This is a genomic window from Arthrobacter sp. MYb221, assembly GCF_002979835.1.
Lineage (GTDB): Bacteria > Actinomycetota > Actinomycetes > Actinomycetales > Micrococcaceae > Glutamicibacter.
The window spans coordinates 152,477-169,134 of the sequence record NZ_PCPW01000006.1 but is presented as its reverse complement, the minus strand read 5'-3'; the positions used below and the strand labels follow the sequence as shown (position 1 = coordinate 169,134).

Below are 16,658 nucleotides of genomic sequence, written 5' to 3'. Positions count from 1 at the left end.
TTTCTTCTAGAACGTTATAGACACCTGCTATCCAGTGTGCCATGATTTTCCTGAACACTTTATCTAGAACGTTCTAGGAGACGCTCCATGGCTTACCAATCCCTGCCAGAAAATTCCGCACGGCCACTGCGCATTGCGGTCATCGGCACCGGGTGGATCGGCGCATTCCACGCCCGCACTGTGGCACAGCACCTGCCAGATGCACAACTGCACGTCGTGGCAGATCCGGCACCAGGCCGCGCCGCCGAACTGGCCGCAGAACTGGGTTGCACGAACTACACCGAAGACATTGCGGACGTGTTTGCCGACGAAACCGTAGACGCTGTGGTCATCGGCGCGCCTTCAAGCTTCCATGCCGGCTTGATCGCCCAGGCCGCCGCGGCGGGAAAGCACATCTTCTGCGAAAAGCCGGCAGCGCACGCGCTGTCAGATCTCGACACCGCCTTGAAAGCAGTGGAGGATTCCGGAGTGCTGCTGCAGATCGGTTTCAACCGGCGCTTCTCCCGCGACTTCGCTGCCGTGGCAGAACAGGTGTATTCCGGTGCAATCGGCACCCCTCAGCTGCTGCGGTCGCTGACCCGCGATCCAGAAGTTGCAGGCGGGTTGCCCAACGCGGCGAAGATCCGCTCGCACGTGATTTTCACCGAAACCCTGATCCACGATTTTGACACGCTGAACTGGCTGAACCCGGGTGCAGAAGCCGTGGAAGTCCACGTCATGGCCGATGCATTGGTGGCGCCAGAGCACCGGGATGCCGGTTTGCTGGATACCGCCGTGGTGAGCCTGCGCTACTCGAACGGAGCAATTGCAGTGGCCGAGGCGAACTTCTCGGCCAGCTACGGATACGACGTGCGCGGAGAAGTCTTTGGTTCAAAGGGCATGGTGCAGGCAGGGAATCCAGTGCAGCTGGCAGCGGCCAGCTTTGACAGCGCGGGGGCCCATGCGCCAACCGAACGGCTGAACATCGAGCTCTTCGCCCAGGCCTACCGCGAGCAGCTCTCGATCTTCGCCCGCAAGATCCGTGGCCTGCGCGACGGTTCGGCCGACGCGGGCCTGGCGGTCCCCACCGGCGCGGACGCACGCGCGGCGCTGCGCGTGGCCCTGGCGGCCTTGGAATCCTCGGAAACCGGTCTGCCGGTGAAGCTGGAATCGGCCACCCGCCTTGCGGTGAACGCATGAGTGCGCAACTGGCGGTCTGTGCCGAAATGGTCTTCCTGGATCTTCCGCTGATCGACCGGGTCAAGCGCCTGGATGAGGCAGGCTTTGAAATCGAGCTCTGGGATATCAGGGACAAGGACCTTGCTGCGTTGGCGGCCACCGGGGCCCGCTTCGGCTCCATGACAGGCTACAGCGAAGGAAGCCTCTGCGATCCGGACAGCGCGCACGAAGTGGTTCGCACCGCCAAGGAATTGATCCCGGCAGCCCGGCAGCTGGGCATCAACCGGCTGGTAGTGCATCCGGCTCAGCTCATTGATGGGCAGGCCGCCATCCCACGTTTTCGGGCTACCGGAGACATGTGGCTCACCGCAGCGCGAACCCTGGAGGAACTGGGCCGGATCGGCGAAGAACATCAGGTCACTTTCATGCTGGAGAACCTGAATACGATTCTGGATCACCCGGGCATCCCGCTGGGACGCGCCAAGGACACGATGTCTCTGGTCAAGGCCGTAGGTCACCCGAACGTGAAGATGATGCTTGATCTGTACCACGCCCAAATTGGCGAGGGAAACCTCATCGAACTGGTGCGTTCGGCACTGCCGCATATCGGAGAAATCCAGGTCGCAGACGTTCCCGGGCGTTGCGAGCCGGGCACCGGGGAAATCAACTACCTGGCTGTTGCCCAAGCTCTGGCGGATCTGGATTACTCTGGCCCGATCGGCATGGAAGCCTATGCCAGCGCAGATTCCAATGCTGCCATCGCAGCCTTTGCCCAGGCTTTTGAACCGCTGGCCAGGCCCGTGGCGCGCTAGGGGATCATGTACCGGGCGGAGGATTGAGAGTTAAAGCCCAGCGGCGGCAGCAGGGGATCCTGCTGCCGCCGCTGGGCTTTGCAACCCGGGTGGCTACGCGCCGGCTCCGAAGGGCAATCGCGGATCCATGCTCTGCGAATCCCAAGTCTGGCGGATCCAGCCATGGTGGGGATCATCGCTGATCAGCCAATCGCGCACGCGTCCCGGGCCGGCCATGACGTTCAGATAGTAAAGGTCATAACCCGGTCCCGCCATGGCTGGACCATGCCAGCCGTAGGGGACCAAGACAACGTCCCCGGTGCGGACTTCGGCATTAACGTCAATGGGGCGTTCATCCGAGGCATAAACGCGCGCATAGCCGATGGGATCGGTGGCCGCTTCGGCGGGCATGCCCTGGGCTAGTTGCGTCTCGAAGTAATAGATTTCCTCGAGGCTGGTCTCGCCTTCCTTCTCCTGATCATGCTTATGCGGTGGATAGGAAGACCAGTTGCCCGCCGGAGTAATGACTTCGCAGACGATGAAACGGTCTGCTTCCAGTGCGGCCGGGGTGCCGAAGTTATGGACTTGGCGGGAGCAGTTTCCTGCTCCGCGCAGCTCCACCGGAATCTCTTCGGCCTTGATCAGGCGGGTTGGGTAGGACTGCTTGGCCGGGGCCAGCGCTACGGCGACCCGGCCCCCCTCGGCTGAGCTGATGGACAGCGCTGTGTTGATGCCGGTGTAGAGGGCATCAGCTGGTCCGGCAAAGACTGATTCGCGACCGCTGAGAACATATTCTTTGCCTGCGATAGCGACGTTGAATGATGCGCCGCTGAGCGGGACGACAATGCGTTCTTCGGCGGTGGCCGCCAGTTCGACTGTTTGACCGGGAGCCAGCTCGGCTACCTTGAGCCCGGTGTGGGCCCAGCCCTCGATGGAAGCGGTCGAGTCATGGGCGCCGAGCGAGATGCTCCAGTCTCCGTTGGCGGTGGAACCTGCAGGGTAAATCCAATCGGTCATCAGTCATTCCTTTCGACGGCGGTGCCAGGTGCCTAGCGTTGCACCAAGGTCATTTCAAAGCTGTAGGCATCAGCGCGATATACGTGGGCACCGGTCTCCACGTTGCGCCCGGTGTCATCCACGGCAGTGCGCTGCATGGTCACCAGGGCCGAACCTGCCGCCGTGTCCAAGGCCTTGGCTTGGATATCGTCGGCGGTGGTCGCCCCGATGCGCTGCTGGGCCAGCCGGAAGTTGACCCCTGCTTCACGCAGAAGCTCGTACAGGCCATGTGCTTGCAGGGACTTTTCATCCAGCTCAACAATGTCGTCGCGAACCCAGTTCTCCATCAGTGCCAGTGGGCTTCCGCTGGCAGAACGCAGCCGGGTGAAGTGGTAAACGCAGACATCCTTGGGCAGTGAGAGAAGTTCCTGGATCTCCGTTGGAGCTGGAATATGTTCAAAGCTGAGCAAGCTGGTAGAAGGCTTCTTTCCGGCGCGCTCGAGGTCATCATTCAGGCTGGATAGTTCAAGGTGCCGCCGGATCTGGCTGGAAACAACCTGCGTTCCCACACCGCGCTTGCGCACCAGAAGGCCGGACTGGACGAGGTCGTCCATGGCCTTGCGAATGGTGGGGCGTGAAAGCCGCAGTCGCTGGGCGAGCTCGATCTCATTTTCCAGTCGAGTGCCCGAGGCCAGCGAACCGTCGCGGATCGCGCCCTCGATGCCTTGCGCTACCTGGTGGTAGAGGGGAATCGGTGACGATCGGTCGATCTTGATGCTCAGGGGTGTGCTCACAGTTGCTCCTTGCCGGCGACCTTGTCTGGATATGTCGCTTTGACAGGACAAACTCTATATGAAAGTTCATGATTTGGGCATCTCTTGGCTGGATATCTTCGCGATCCATGGCTTTTTCGCTGCGCGGTGATGAAGGCCAAACGCTTGGCCAAGCGTCGCTTTGGACCTGAAATGCGATCGCGACAAGGGAATTTGGACAATATGGTCCGTTTGTCCAATTGTCCTGACAAAAATTCTGCCGAATTTCATTGCCCAAGGCTTCGAGCGGAACATATGGTTTTTGGAACGGTCCAAGACTTGGGACAAGCCGCGGAGGCCGCAGGGAATCACGGCGTGAAGCGCCACAGACAGGAGAAAATCATGAACGAACAGCGCAGCATCGGCGTGGGGCTGATCTCGGTGGGTTGGATGGGCAAGCTGCACGCTCGCGCCTACAGCTCAGTGCCCTATGTCTATCCAGAGTTGGGAATCAAGCCAAGGCTGGTCGCAGCCGCGGATACCGAGCAGTCACGAGTCGACTTCGCGATCTCAGCGCTGGGCTTTGAACGCGGAACGCTGGACTACCACCAGGTGCTCGCAGATCCCGAAGTGGATGTCGTCTCGATTTGCGCACCGAACTTCCTGCACGCCGAAATGGCGATCGCCGCAGCTGAGGCCGGGAAGCACTTCTGGATCGAAAAGCCCGCTGGTCGAAGCCTGGCCGAAACGCAGGCTATCGAGCAAGCCGCCATCCGCAACGGCGTAGTCACCTCCATCGGCTTCAACTACCGCCATGCGCCAGCTATAGAACGAGCGCGCCAGCTGGTGCGCGAGGGCCGGTTGGGATCCATCACCAATGTCCGCGCCAGCTTCCTTGCCGGATATGCGGCAGACCCCCGTGCGGCTCTGTCGTGGCGCTTCAACCGGGAACTTGCCGGCAGCGGCGTGCTTGCTGACCTATTCAGCCATGCAGCAGATCTATGCAGTCATGTTGTTGGCCCCATCCGGAGCATTTCCGCATCAACCAACGTCATGATCCCATCCCGGCCGAAACTGTCCATGGGACAGGGCACGCACTTCGACCTGATCGAAGGCGGCGAACAAGGTGAAGTCGAGAATGAGGACTACGCCGCCGCGTTGCTGCGTTTCAGCCCAGAAGGCGTGGCGGGCCGCGCGATCGGAACTATTGAGGCATCCCGAGTGGCCGTGGGCCCGCAGTGCGGCTATCGACTCGAAATCTACGGCACGGAAGGTTCGGTCAAGTGGGATTTTGAACGCTTGAATGAACTGGAGGTCGTGCTCGGTCGAGACAATGACGAACAGGGATTCACGACGGTGATTGGCTCGCCAAAACATGGCGAATACTCCCGGTTCCAGCCAGGCCCGGGAAATGCGATGGGCTTTGATGACCTCAAGACCATCGAGGCTAAGAAGTTCCTGCTGGCTGTCTGCGGTGGCGAGAAAGCGAACTCCACCATCGCCGATGCGGTGGCAGCGGCCGCACTGGTGGAAGCGGCCGAAGCATCTGCCGCAAGCGGCACATGGCAGGCGCTGGATGAGTCGGTGCGCGCTGCGACTGTGCAATACTGACCGCCATGCCTGACTCGCCGCGCCGCCGCCCCACGATCCGAGACGTCGCCAAGCGGGCCGGGGTCTCCAAATCATTGGTGTCCCTGGTGCTCTCGGATCCGAGCAGGGTCAGTTCGCTGCGGCGTTCGCTGGTAGAGGACTCCATCCGCGAGTTGGGCTATCAGCCCAACCTGGCGGCTCGCTCGCTGGTTGCCGCGAACCGGCATGCCATTGGTGTCGTCCTAGGGGAACTGCATAATCCCTGGGTTCTGACCGTCGCGGAAGTGGTTCGCGAACAGTTGCAAGCAGTGGGGTGTGACGTGCTGTTCAGTGCGGCCGCGATCCACGATGGTCTGGGTGTTGGCCCCGCGGAATTGCAGGCCCTGCGCGATTTGCGGGTCAGTGGAATCCTCGTCGTTGGATCAGCCGATGATGCAGCCAGCTTCGAAGCCGCGTTGGGTGAGACTCCCGCTGTATTTGTGGGCAGCGGGCGTCAGGCGCAATCAAATACTGCTGCGGTTTCAGTAGATGATGAGCAGGGCTTTGGCTTGGTGATTGACCACTTGGTTCACTGCGGGAATGAGCGGATCATCCATATCGCCGGTGGCGCTGGGCCGGTTTCGGCGGTGCGCGAAGCTGCCTATCATCGGGCGATGCTGCGCCATGGGTTGCGCCAGCAAGTGCAGGTGGTGGAAGCCGGACCAACGGTTCAGGCCGGCTATGAAGCCGTGGTGCGGTTGCTGGCCTCGGGGGCACGGCCTGAAGCGCTGGCCTGTTTCAATGATCTTTCCGCATTTGGCGCGCTGCAGGCTCTTGATGAGGCTGGCTTGTCTGCGGCGGTGACTGGCTACGACAATATTTCTCTATCGTCGCTGGGGAGAATCTCGTTGACCAGCGTCGACTCGGATTCGCAAGACCTCGGTCGCAGCAGCGTGCGGCTGCTTCTCCAGTTGATGCGGAATCCGGACGGAAAATTTGCACGTCAATTGATGATTCCGCCACGGCTTATCGTGCGTTCTTCATCCCTTCCGCGCCGTTGAACCAGGAGGAAGCAGCACCTGGCTTCGCCTGTTGAAGGTCGCAAAGTTCTCGTCTTCACATCCTCATGTCTTTACAAAGTCTTGACGGATCGCTTTTTGTCGCGCAGACTTTAGACATCTTGTGATTCAAGTCACGGAAATCTTGTTAAGGCGGCCCGCTCCAGGGGACTATCGGGGTGCGTCGACGTAGCCCTGAAGGGGAAAACGAATATGGGAAAGCCAACTTGGCGCAAACTCGCAATCACACTCGCCATCATTCCAGCCCTGGGATTGGCGGCTTGCTCATCAACGGGCGGGCGTGCACCAGAACCGGAAAGTAGTGCGGGCGGTGGGGCTGTTGCGGCCACCGATCGCATCAAAGTCGCAGTGATCACCCATGCGGCTCCGGGGGATACCTTCTGGGACATCATCCGCAAGGGTGCCGAAGAAGCTGCGGCCAAGGACAACGTTGACCTGCAGTACTTGAGCGACCCCGATGGCGGGCGCCAATCCCAGCTGATTGAGCAGGCCATTGACCAGGGAGTGGACGGCATTGCCGTAACCCTGGCTAAGCCGGACGCCATGGCCGGAGCGCTGAAAAAGGCCACGGACGCAGGAATTCCCATCGTCAGCCTGAACGCCGGCGAAGACCGGTTTAAGGACATCGGCGCGTTCGCCCACTTCGGGTCCAATGAGCAGCTCGCAGGCCAGGCTGCCGGCGAAAAGCTGAAGGATTCGGGCATCAAGAAGCCGATATGCGTCATCCAGGAACAGGGGCACGTTGGCCTTGAAGCCCGCTGCGCCGGCGTGAAGAAAGTTGTCCCAGGCACCGAAATCCTCTACGTGCAGGGCACTGACATGACCCAGGTCGAGTCAACAGCAACTGCCAAGCTCCAAGCGGACAAGCAAGCCGATGCAATCATCGGGCTGGGCGCGCCATTTACCATGACGCTGATCAAAGCCAAGGCTACGGCCAACTCAAAGGTCGAGGTAGCCTCCTTCGACATGAACTCGCAACTAGTCCAAGAAATCACCAAGGGCAACGTGCTGTTCACCGTTGACCAGCAGCCATGGTTGCAGGGCTACATGGCAGTTGATGCGCTGTGGCAGAACCACCGCGGTGGCTTCACGATCGGCGGTGGACAGGCGACTCTGACCGGCCCGGCCATCGTTGACAAGACCGTGGCCGAAAAGATCACCAGTTTCGCCGAAGAAGGCGTCCGCTAGCAACGATCCTCGGTGCGCGCCGAGCCTGCCGGTAGCGGCGAGCCGGCGCGCAGCCAGGACATGGAGGAAAACTCATGTCTTCAACAACAGCCTCACCCACGCATAAGAAACCATCCCTCACCCAAGACGAACGCGTTGGCAAGAAAAGCACGCTGTCAATTCTCCTGGGACGTCCGGAGATCGGTGCCCTCGTGGGCGCCGTCGCCCTGTTCATCTTCTTCGCCATCGTTGCACCGGTCTTCTTGAGTCCCGCGTCCTTGGCCACCGTCCTCTACGGCGCTTCAACCATCGGCATTATGGCCGTTGGAGTGTCCTTGCTGATGATCGGTGGCGAGTTCGACCTGTCCACAGGTGTGGCAGTGATTTCCTCGGCACTCAGCGCGTCGTTGATCAGCTGGTACTTCGGGCTCAACGTCTGGGTCGGCATCGCCCTGGCTCTGGTCGTCTCACTGCTGATCGGGTTCATCAATGGAATCATCCTGATCAAGACCAAACTGCCATCCTTCATCGTGACGCTGGCCAGTTTCTTGATGCTCACGGGCCTGAATCTGGGCCTGACGCGCGCCATTGGCGGATCGGTGTCCTCGCCATCCATTGCAGACATGGAAGGATTCCAGAGCGCCAAGGCGGTTTTCGCCTCTTCGGTGAATATCGGTGGGATCGACGTCAAGATCACCGTGTTCATTTGGCTAGCCTTGGTGATCATCGCTTCGTGGGTCTTGCTGCAAACAAAGATTGGCAACTGGATCTTCGCCATTGGCGGGGACGAGAAAGCCGCCCGCGCCGTCGGCGTCCCCGTGGTCCGCACCAAAATCGGGCTTTTCATGGCCGTCGGATTCTGTGGCTGGGTACTGGGCATGCACAACCTGTTCGCCTTCGACTCCGTGCAGTCAGGCGAAGGCATCGGCAATGAATTCCTCTACATCATTGCTGCGGTGATCGGCGGCTGCCTGCTCACAGGTGGTTACGGATCAGCCATTGGCGGGGCCATCGGGGCATTCATATTCGGCATGGCAAACAAGGGCATTGTGTACGCAGAGTGGAACCCGGACTGGTTCAAGTTCTTCCTGGGATTGATGCTGCTGCTGGCCACGGTTGTGAACATCGTCGTGAAGAAGCGCGCGGAATCCAGTAAATAGGAAGCCAAGGACATGAACATGAAAACTCGAAAGAACAAGAAGGCCGAAGAGCTGCTGCAGAAGCTCGAACCCAAGACCAATGACAACCTGCTCACGCTCAAAGGTGTAGGCAAGCACTACGGAAGCATTATCGCGTTGCGCGGTGTTGACATGGAAGTCGATCCGGGAAGGGTCACCTGCGTACTGGGCGATAATGGTGCGGGCAAGTCCACGTTGATCAAGATCATCGCCGGTCTGCACCAGCATGATGAGGGCGAGTTCACGCTTCACGGGTCAGCCATCAAGCTCAAGAGCCCGCGAGTCGCCTTGGATGCTGGGATCGCCGCGGTATATCAGGATTTGGCGGTCGTCCCGCTGATGCCCATCTGGCGCAACTTCTTCCTTGGCTCGGAACTGACTACCGGCGTAGGTCCCTTCAAAAAGCTTGATGTGCAGCGGATGAAGCAGATCACCAAGCAGGAACTGGCCGATATGGGTATCGATCTGCGTGATGTGGAACAGCCCATCGGGCAGCTTTCCGGTGGCGAACGACAGTGCGTGGCCATCGCCAGAGCCGTGTATTTCGGTGCGAAGGTGCTGATCTTGGACGAGCCCACGGCTGCTCTGGGTGTTAAGCAGTCTGGTGTGGTGCTGCGCTACATTCTCCAGGCCAGGGACCGCGGGCTGGGGGTCATCTTCATTACGCATAACCCGCACCACGCCTATCCGGTCGGCGACTCATTCCTGCTGCTCAAGCGTGGCCGCGCTATTGGCTACTATTCCAAATCGGAAATTACCGTGGAAGAGTTGACCGCCCAGATGGCCGGCGGTGCTGAACTGGCCGAGCTGGCACATGAGCTGGAACAGCTCGGTGGCCACGACGAGGAGTTGGCCGAAGCCGAGGCAGGTGCTGGACCTCAGGTTGCTCGATAGTTGCGAGCCAATTGCCAAGGTGGTGGCCACTTCGGTCTTGAAGTGGCCACCACCTTGTGCTCTTGCCGACGCCTTTTAATGCGTGCCTCGAGTACTTCTGGTTCTGTACAGGGGGACCGGGAAAGGCATATTTGACTAAATGTCTCAACCATTACGAGTCAAGAAACTGAAGATGCTCGAGTTGCGAGAATGAAGCATTGAACCAGATGAAACCTAGGTCTGATTCCTTCACGGAACATATATTCCTATCGTAGAATATAAATTTCGATGCTCCAGTCGATCCGAGTTCAGAGAGGCTGCTCCGGCCCGCGGGTTAGTGTTTGCAATAATGGCGGATGTGAATACATTCAAGCCTGAAGATGGCAACGCATCGGATCGACCGCCCTCGATGGCGGACGTGGCAGCCGTCGCCGGGGTCTCCCACCAAACCGTGTCGCGCGTATTGAATGATCACCCAAATGTCCGCGAAGGCACGCGAGTGCGAGTGCTGGAGGCCATCAAGGAGCTCGGTTATCGGCGCAACCTTGCCGCGCGCGCCCTGGCCACGGCGCAGACGCGCACCATCGGCATCCTGACCATCGGCAGCGAATTCTTTGGGCCGCAGTCCACCGTGCTCGCGGTGGAAGCCGCTGCTCGCGCACAGGGATATTTTGTCACCATGACCTCCATGGATAGTTATGACTTTGGCGGTGCGGTCACGGCCCTGAACCACCTCACCGACCAGAGCGTGGACGGCGTGGTGGTGGTCGCCCCGCATGACAAGGTCACCGCCGCGATTGACGACCTGAAGCTGAAAGTGCCGGTGGTGGTGGTAGCCGCACGGACCGATGTTCCGGCGGGGGATCCGGTGCACTACGTTTATGTCGATCAGCGCGACGGCGCCCGACAGGCGACGGAGCATTTGCTCTCCTTGGGGCACCGAAAGATCGTCCATGTTTCAGGCCCATCCGGTTGGTTTGATGCCACGGAGCGGAATATCGGTTGGCGTGAAGCCATGGCCGCAGCAGGCTATGACGCGGTGGAGTTCCCGGCGGAATCCTGGCTGGCCCCCAGCGGTTATGCCGCGGGGGTCAGCCTCGCACCTCGGGTGAAGGCCGGGGAAATAACCGCCGTCTTTGCCTCCAACGACTATTTGGCCATCGGGCTGCTGCGGGCGTTCTGGGAGGCCGGCCTGAGCGTGCCGGAGGACGTATCGGTGGTTGGCTTTGATGACCTGCAGATCGCCGAGTTCTACATCCCGAAGCTCACCACGGTGCGCCAGCCCTTTGCCGACGTGGGTCGCGCCGCGCTAACCGAGCTGCTCGGTGGCGAACGAGGGCTGCAGGAGCCGCGCATGATCGCGCCCACCATGGTCGTCCGAGCCAGTACCGCCCCACCACCGCGAAACTGAGTTCAGCCCAATCGACAGGTAGCTAATCTTCGTCATGTGTTGCGCATCGCATTTTGTTAGCGCTAACATAATGTAAATGTTCCGACCGAACCCTGTGATCTCTTCTTCCGAAGAACAGCGGTGCGGCGACGCAACGATAGCCACCTGCCGTGCGGGTGCGAGGACGGAGAATCCATGACTGGCCAGCAAGCAGGTTTGTCCGCGCCCGAGGTGATTGGTTCGGGGCAGGCAGTTCTGGGGATCGAATTTGGTTCAACGAATATCAAGGCTAGTCTCATCGGTCCCAACCACGAGCAACTCGCCACCGGCAACCACGGGTGGGAAAACCAGTTCGTGGATCGACGCTGGACCTATTCCCGCGAAGCAATGATTGCGGGTCTGCAGAGCTGCTTTGCGGATCTGCTGGTTGATACCCAGCACCAATATGGAGTGCGCCCCACTGCCTTTGCGGCCATTGGCGTCTCGGCGATGATGCACGGCTACCTCGCCTTTGATAAATCCGATGAACTGCTAGTTCCCTTCCGCACCTGGCGCAATACCTCGACCGAACAGGCCTCCAATCAGCTCAGCGAGGCCTTTGGCTACAACATCCCACTGCGTTGGTCGGTTGCGCACTACTATCAGGCGCTGCTGGATCACGAAGAACACGTAGGCGCGGTCTCAAGCTTGAATACCCTGGCCGGGTTCATCCATCATCAGCTCACCGGGCGCCGGGTGCTCGGTGCTGGTGACGCCTCGGGAATGTTCCCACTGGACAGCGCCGACCTCGGTTACGACAAGGCTTTTATAGAGACTTTTGACCGGTTGGCGAAGCCATTGGGAGCTGCAGGTTCGCTGGAGCAGCTCTTGCCGGAGGTCCTTGCCGCTGGAACCGAGGCCGGCAGCCTGACTGAGGCCGGAGCACTTTTGCTTGACCCCACCGGGCAGCTGCAGCCGGGAGCGATCTGCTGCCCGCCGGAAGGGGACGCAGGCACCGGAATGGTTGCTACCAACTCCGTAGCGCAACGCACCGCGAACGTCTCGGTGGGAACCTCCATCTTTGCGATGGTTGTCCTCGATGCCCCGCTGCGTGAAGTGCACCCCGAAATTGACATCGTCACCACTCCCACCGGAGATCCGGTGGCCATGGTGCACTGCAATAACGGTGCCAGTGAACTAGCCAGCTGGGCCGCGCTTTTCGGCCAGTTTGCCCAGGGGCTAGGACATGAAGCCTCCACGAATCAGGTCTACCAGACGCTGCTTGCCGCGGCACTGGACGGTGCAGCGGACGGCGGTGGACTGCTCGCCTACAACTACCTGTCTGGAGAACCGGTGACCGGGCTGCCCGAGGGGCGCCCACTGCTGGTACGCACCCCGGATTCAACGTTTAACCTCGCGAATCTGATGCGCACTCAGGTGTATTCGGTATTCGCCACGCTGAGCTTGGGCATGGAAATCCTCGCCGGCGAGGGCGTGAAAATCCATAAGCTGTTCGCCCATGGCGGCATCTTCCGGACCGCGCAGGCAGCGCAGCGGCTCCTGGCGGCGGCGCTTAATGTCCCGGTATCGGTAGGCAGCACCGCGGAACATGGCGGGGCCTGGGGAATTGCGGTGTTGGCAGCCTACCGGCACCGCGTCGCGACGAACTCGGCAGCCAGCCTCGCGGAGTACCTGAATTCGCAGGTTTTCGCGAACGCCGAATTGCAGGAGCTGGCCCCGCAGCAGCAGGACGTGGCCGGATACGCACAATACCTGCGCGCCTATCAGGCCGGTCTGGACATCGAACGCGCGGCCATCACGGCCATCTAAAAACACTTTCATCCCGGCACTTAGGAGAAACCGATGAGCCACGCTCAAACATTAGCCAGCTACCCGAACACCATGCGTCAAGAAGTTGCCCGCGTCCGTGAGGTCGTCGCTGCCCTGCACGCGGAACTGCCACGCTATGAGCTGGTCGTCTGGACCGCCGGCAATGTCTCGCAGCGCGTGCGGAATCCGGAGGTTCCAGACGGCAGCGCGGACCTGTTCGTGATCAAACCCTCGGGGGTCTCCTATGACGAGCTGACAGCCGAATCCATGGTGGTCTGCACGCTAGACGGTGAGCTCTTGGAGGGTACGCGCGCTCCGTCTTCGGATACCGCGGCGCATGCCTACACCTACCAGCACATGCCCCACGTTGGGGGAGTGGTGCACACCCACTCGACCTACGCCACCGCCTGGGCCGCGCGCGGCGAAGAAATCCCCTGCGTGCTGACCATGATGGCCGACGAGTTCGGTGGGCCAGTCCCGGTGGGCCCGTTCGCGATCATTGGGGATGATTCGATCGGTCGCGGCATCGTCCAAACGTTGAGCGAATCGCGTAGCCCGGCCGTGCTGATGCAAAACCATGGCCCCTTCACCATCGGCAATGATGCCCGTGCGGCGGTTAAGGCCGCGGTGATGTGCGAGGAAGTCGCCCGCACCGTCCATATTGCCCGCCAGCTCGGTGATCCACTGCCGATGCGAGGCGAAGATATTGACGCGCTCTACGCGCGCTACCAAAACGTTTACGGACAATAGCCGCTCGCTGGCGGCCAAAAACTTCAATCCGAAAGGACACCATGAGCAAAGCATATGAATCCAAGGAAATCTGGTTCTTCACCGGAAGCCAGGACCTGTATGGCGACGAAACCCTGCGACAGGTCGCCGAGCAATCGCGCGAGGTCGCCGAGGTGCTGGACGGCTCCGAGCAGGTCCCGGCGAAGGTCATCTGGAAGCCGGTGCTCAAGGACGCGGAATCGATCCGCCGGGCCATGCTGGAGGCGAACTCGAATGACAACGTGCTGGGCGTCATCACCTGGATGCACACCTTCAGCCCGGCCAAGATGTGGATCTCCGGGTTGAAGGCGCTGGCCAAGCCGTTGCTGCACCTGCACACCCAGGCGAACGTCGAGCTGCCGTGGGACACCATCGACTTCGACTTCATGAACTTGAACCAGGCAGCTCACGGCGACCGTGAATACGCCTATCTGGCCACCCGGATCGGGGCCACCCGCACTACCGTGGTCGGCCACGTTTCCAATCCGGCGGTTGCCGGACGCGTGGGCACCTGGGTTCGCGGTGCCGCCGGCTGGAATGCCACCCAGTCGATGAAGCTGGTCCGCTTCGGAGACAATATGCGCAATGTCGCGGTCACCGAAGGGGACAAAACCGAGGCCGAACTGCGCTTTGGCGTCTCGGTCAACACCTGGGCGGTCAACGACTTGGTCGAAGCCGTAGAAGCGGTTGCCGAGGGCGATGTGGACGCGCTGGTAGCCGAATACGAGCGTGAATACGATGTCGCCGCGGAGTTGCGCGCCGGCGGAGTCCGCCACGAGTCGCTGCGCTACGCCGCACGCCAGGAATTGGCCATCGAGTCGTTCCTGCGCGCGCTGGGCGCTTGGGCTTTCACCACTAATTTCGAGGACCTCGGCGGGCTCAAGCAGCTGCCGGGCCTCGCGGTCCAGCGGCTGATGGGCAAGGGCTACGGCTTCGGCGCCGAAGGCGACTGGAAGACCGCGGTGCTGGTGCGTGCCGCGAAGGTGATGGGCGCCGGGCTGCCCGGTGGCGCTTCGCTGATGGAGGACTACACCTATGACCTGGCCCCGGGCAAGGAGCTGATCCTCGGCGCCCACATGCTCGAGGTCTGCCCGTCGCTGACCACCGACAAGCCGCGTATCGAAATCCACCCGCTGGGCATTGGGGGACGCGAGGACCCGGTGCGCATGGTGTTCAACGCCGCGGCTACCACCGGCGCCGTGGTGGTTTCGATGGCCGATATGCGCGAGCGTTTCCGCTTGACCGCAAACGTGGTTGACGTGGTGACCCCGCCGCAGGATTTGCCGAACCTGCCGGTGGCGCGTGCCGTGTGGCAGCCGCGACCTGACTTCTCCACCTCGGCAGAGTCCTGGCTGACCGCCGGCGGAGCCCACCATACGGTCATGTCCACGGCCGCCGGAATCGAGGCCTTCGAGGTGTTCGCCGAAATCGCCGGCACCGAGCTGCTGGTGATCGACGAGAGCACCACGCGCCGCGGCTTTGCCGAACAGGTGCGGCTGAACCAGGCGTACTACCGCTTGGCTCAAGGCCTGTAGGCGCACAGGGACCTTAGGTTGGCCAGCACCACCGGGTGCTGGCCAATGCCTATTAAGGCCTGGACGGAAGCGAGTTTGCCTCGGCTCGGTCTCCCCGGGTCGGTGAACCCAAGCAGTGGGCCAGAGTTTGCTCGATTTGTGCGAAGCGGAAGTGGTGCGCGGCATCCAGCAGCTTCTGCGGGACCACCTGTTGATCTGCCATGGCCAATAGCTTGGCGCCTTGGGTTCCCAGCAGCAGTTTCGGGGCGGCTGCAGGCACCGGAATGATGGCCGGACGGCGCAGTGCCTTGGCCAAGGCGCTGGTGAATTCGGCGTTGCTGACCGGGTGAGGGGACACCGCGTTCACCGGGCCGCTCAGCTGTGTGTCCCACAAAGCCCGATGGTAGATATCAATGAGATCGTCGAGGCCAACCCAGGACAGGCGCTGTTCTCCCGTGCCCAAGCGGCCACCCAAGCCGGCGGCGAAGATCGGGCGCAGCACCGCGAGCATGCCACCCGAAGGGCTGAGCACCACGCCGGTGCGGATCTGCACCCGGCGCATGCTCGTCTCGCCTTGCCCGGTTGCTTGCTCCCAGCGTTGGACCACGCCGGATAAGAAGTCCGCGCCCCCTACTTCAGGAGGCGACTGCTCATCAATCGGGGCGGCTCCGGCCGAGGCGCCGTAGATGCCGATGGCCGAGGCGCTGATGAATCGGGAGACGCCGGAGCGATCCGCCAGCTCAGCCAGTGCCCGGGTGGGTTCGATGCGGCTTGCCTCGATTGCCTGCCGGTGCGAGTCGCTGAACCTGCCGAAGATGCTTGTTCCGGCGAGGTGGATGACCGCGTCGCAATCGTCTAGCAGGTCGTGCTCCGGAGCCAGCGGATCCCAACGTCGTTCGTCCGTGGATTGCGGCGCGCGGCGCACCAGCTTGATGACTCGGTGCCCGCCGGTGGACAAGAAGGCGCATAACGCGGTGCCGACCATGCCATTGCTTCCGGTGACCGCGATGGTCAACGGTTCCAGTCCGGCCTCGGACGCCCGCTCATGGGCGGCGAAATCGGCGGCGAGCTGGCGGTGGCGGTAGTCCAGCATCCGTTCGATCTGCGTTGCGGGCAGATTGGAGCTGACGCGGTCGGTGACGGTGGTGTGCCCGGATCCCGCGGGCTCGGTGAGGTGTTCATGACGCCAATGAGCCACGCGCGTGGGGGCCGCCCGCACGCCGCGAGCCTGCAGCTCGTCGACGAACCGCCGATTCTCGAGGTAGTCGGAGGGCTTGTGCTGGGCGTACCAGCGCAGGCCGCCAGGCAGCCCCAGTGCCGCGGTTCCCCCACGCAAGGAGCCGGCTTCTTCGATGACCTTGAGCGGAAGCCAGGGCGGCAGCAGCCGGCGAATCGCGCCCGGCCGGGCAAACCAGGCGGATACCTCGTCCGGGGGTGCCGGAAGAACGCTGGACCTTTGTGTAGTCATGGCCCAATACTATGTCCGGGATCCCTGCCGCCACGCGCACTGCGCGTCGACGGGCTTGCAAAGGCCATTCTCGCAGGGCTAACTGCGAGGGCTGCCGTGACAAGCATGGCCGTAGTAGCTTTACCTTGTCGTTCCTTGGGTGTTCC

General features: G+C 61.5%; 14 protein-coding genes. 11 read left to right on the top strand and 3 right to left on the bottom strand.

From position 1 onward, the window contains the following. Positions 1–87 precede the first annotated feature (87 nt). Together CQ015_RS09530 and CQ015_RS09525 are read left to right on the top strand one after the other, a co-directional pair. Positions 88–1,179: a Gfo/Idh/MocA family oxidoreductase gene (locus tag CQ015_RS09530; protein WP_105650006.1), complete on the top strand. Its 1,092-nt coding sequence runs from the start codon at positions 88–90 to the stop codon at positions 1,177–1,179. Beyond that, entirely contained in the window at positions 1,176–1,970 is a 795-nt protein-coding gene (locus CQ015_RS09525; RefSeq protein WP_096282770.1) for a TIM barrel protein, read from the top strand. Before CQ015_RS09530 ends, CQ015_RS09525 begins: the two co-directional genes overlap by 4 nt. A 93-nt stretch (positions 1,971–2,063) precedes the next feature. Here the strand turns inward: CQ015_RS09525 and iolB are convergent, their stop codons facing one another. Then, the gene (gene iolB, locus CQ015_RS09520) at positions 2,064–2,966 is read right to left on the bottom strand and encodes a 5-deoxy-glucuronate isomerase (protein ID WP_105650005.1); all 903 of its coding nucleotides are present in this window, start codon (positions 2,964–2,966) and stop codon (positions 2,064–2,066) included. A 32-nt stretch (positions 2,967–2,998) separates the two neighbouring features. Beyond that, complete coding sequence (locus CQ015_RS09515) at positions 2,999–3,739, bottom strand: GntR family transcriptional regulator (protein ID WP_105650004.1); 741 nt, start codon at positions 3,737–3,739, stop codon at positions 2,999–3,001. 360 nt (positions 3,740–4,099) lie between these two features. Between CQ015_RS09515 and CQ015_RS09510 the strand changes: the two genes are divergently transcribed. The 9 genes from CQ015_RS09510 to araA all read left to right on the top strand — a co-directional run bounded on the left by CQ015_RS09510 (position 4,100) and on the right by araA (position 15,065). Then, positions 4,100–5,308: a Gfo/Idh/MocA family protein gene (locus CQ015_RS09510; RefSeq protein ID WP_105650034.1), complete on the top strand. Its 1,209-nt coding sequence runs from the start codon at positions 4,100–4,102 to the stop codon at positions 5,306–5,308. A 5-nt stretch (positions 5,309–5,313) separates the two neighbouring features. Then, entirely contained in the window at positions 5,314–6,327 is a 1,014-nt protein-coding gene (locus tag CQ015_RS09505) for a LacI family DNA-binding transcriptional regulator (RefSeq protein WP_105650003.1), read from the top strand. 210 nt (positions 6,328–6,537) lie between these two features. Beyond that, positions 6,538–7,533, top strand: coding sequence for a substrate-binding domain-containing protein (locus tag CQ015_RS09500; protein ID WP_105553996.1), 996 nt, complete (start codon positions 6,538–6,540; stop codon positions 7,531–7,533). A gap of 74 nt (positions 7,534–7,607) precedes the next feature. Beyond that, positions 7,608–8,672: an ABC transporter permease gene (locus tag CQ015_RS09495; protein ID WP_096282761.1), complete on the top strand. Its 1,065-nt coding sequence runs from the start codon at positions 7,608–7,610 to the stop codon at positions 8,670–8,672. Positions 8,673–8,690: 18 nt separating this feature from the next. Further along, positions 8,691–9,584 carry an ATP-binding cassette domain-containing protein gene (locus tag CQ015_RS09490; protein ID WP_096282994.1) on the top strand — a complete coding sequence of 298 codons (894 nt, stop codon included), beginning with the start codon at positions 8,691–8,693 and terminating at the stop codon, positions 9,582–9,584. A gap of 328 nt (positions 9,585–9,912) precedes the next feature. Continuing rightward, a complete protein-coding gene (locus CQ015_RS09485; RefSeq protein ID WP_374955687.1) occupies positions 9,913–10,974 on the top strand; it encodes a LacI family DNA-binding transcriptional regulator in 1,062 nt (353 codons plus the stop codon). 174 nt (positions 10,975–11,148) lie between these two features. Beyond that, positions 11,149–12,762: an FGGY-family carbohydrate kinase gene (locus CQ015_RS09480; protein ID WP_105650002.1), complete on the top strand. Its 1,614-nt coding sequence runs from the start codon at positions 11,149–11,151 to the stop codon at positions 12,760–12,762. Between the two features lie 33 nt (positions 12,763–12,795). After that, on the top strand, positions 12,796–13,512 hold the full coding sequence (locus tag CQ015_RS09475; protein ID WP_105650001.1) for an L-ribulose-5-phosphate 4-epimerase: 717 nt from the start codon (positions 12,796–12,798) through the stop codon (positions 13,510–13,512). Between the two features lie 41 nt (positions 13,513–13,553). Beyond that, complete coding sequence (gene araA / locus CQ015_RS09470) at positions 13,554–15,065, top strand: L-arabinose isomerase (protein WP_105650000.1); 1,512 nt, start codon at positions 13,554–13,556, stop codon at positions 15,063–15,065. Between the two features lie 52 nt (positions 15,066–15,117). Here araA and CQ015_RS09465 read toward each other — a convergent pair whose 3' ends face one another. Continuing rightward, complete coding sequence (locus tag CQ015_RS09465) at positions 15,118–16,512, bottom strand: TIGR01777 family oxidoreductase (RefSeq protein ID WP_105649999.1); 1,395 nt, start codon at positions 16,510–16,512, stop codon at positions 15,118–15,120. Positions 16,513–16,658 lie beyond the last annotated feature (146 nt).

Excerpts from the sequence above, each read along its gene's own strand:
- CQ015_RS09530 (WP_105650006.1), top strand. The coding sequence starts at position 88 with ATGGCTTACCAATCCCTGCCAGAAAATTCCGCACGGCCACTGCGCATT.
- CQ015_RS09525 (WP_096282770.1), top strand. The coding sequence starts at position 1,176 with ATGAGTGCGCAACTGGCGGTCTGTGCCGAAATGGTCTTCCTGGATCTT.
- iolB (WP_105650005.1), bottom strand. The coding sequence starts at position 2,966 with ATGACCGATTGGATTTACCCTGCAGGTTCCACCGCCAACGGAGACTGG.
- CQ015_RS09510 (WP_105650034.1), top strand. The coding sequence starts at position 4,100 with ATGAACGAACAGCGCAGCATCGGCGTGGGGCTGATCTCGGTGGGTTGG.
- CQ015_RS09505 (WP_105650003.1), top strand. The coding sequence starts at position 5,314 with ATGCCTGACTCGCCGCGCCGCCGCCCCACGATCCGAGACGTCGCCAAG.
- CQ015_RS09500 (WP_105553996.1), top strand. The coding sequence starts at position 6,538 with ATGGGAAAGCCAACTTGGCGCAAACTCGCAATCACACTCGCCATCATT.
- CQ015_RS09495 (WP_096282761.1), top strand. The coding sequence starts at position 7,608 with ATGTCTTCAACAACAGCCTCACCCACGCATAAGAAACCATCCCTCACC.
- CQ015_RS09490 (WP_096282994.1), top strand. The coding sequence starts at position 8,691 with ATGAAAACTCGAAAGAACAAGAAGGCCGAAGAGCTGCTGCAGAAGCTC.
- CQ015_RS09485 (WP_374955687.1), top strand. The coding sequence starts at position 9,913 with ATGGCGGATGTGAATACATTCAAGCCTGAAGATGGCAACGCATCGGAT.
- CQ015_RS09480 (WP_105650002.1), top strand. The coding sequence starts at position 11,149 with ATGACTGGCCAGCAAGCAGGTTTGTCCGCGCCCGAGGTGATTGGTTCG.
- CQ015_RS09475 (WP_105650001.1), top strand. The coding sequence starts at position 12,796 with ATGAGCCACGCTCAAACATTAGCCAGCTACCCGAACACCATGCGTCAA.
- araA (WP_105650000.1), top strand. The coding sequence starts at position 13,554 with ATGAGCAAAGCATATGAATCCAAGGAAATCTGGTTCTTCACCGGAAGC.
- CQ015_RS09465 (WP_105649999.1), bottom strand. The coding sequence starts at position 16,512 with ATGACTACACAAAGGTCCAGCGTTCTTCCGGCACCCCCGGACGAGGTA.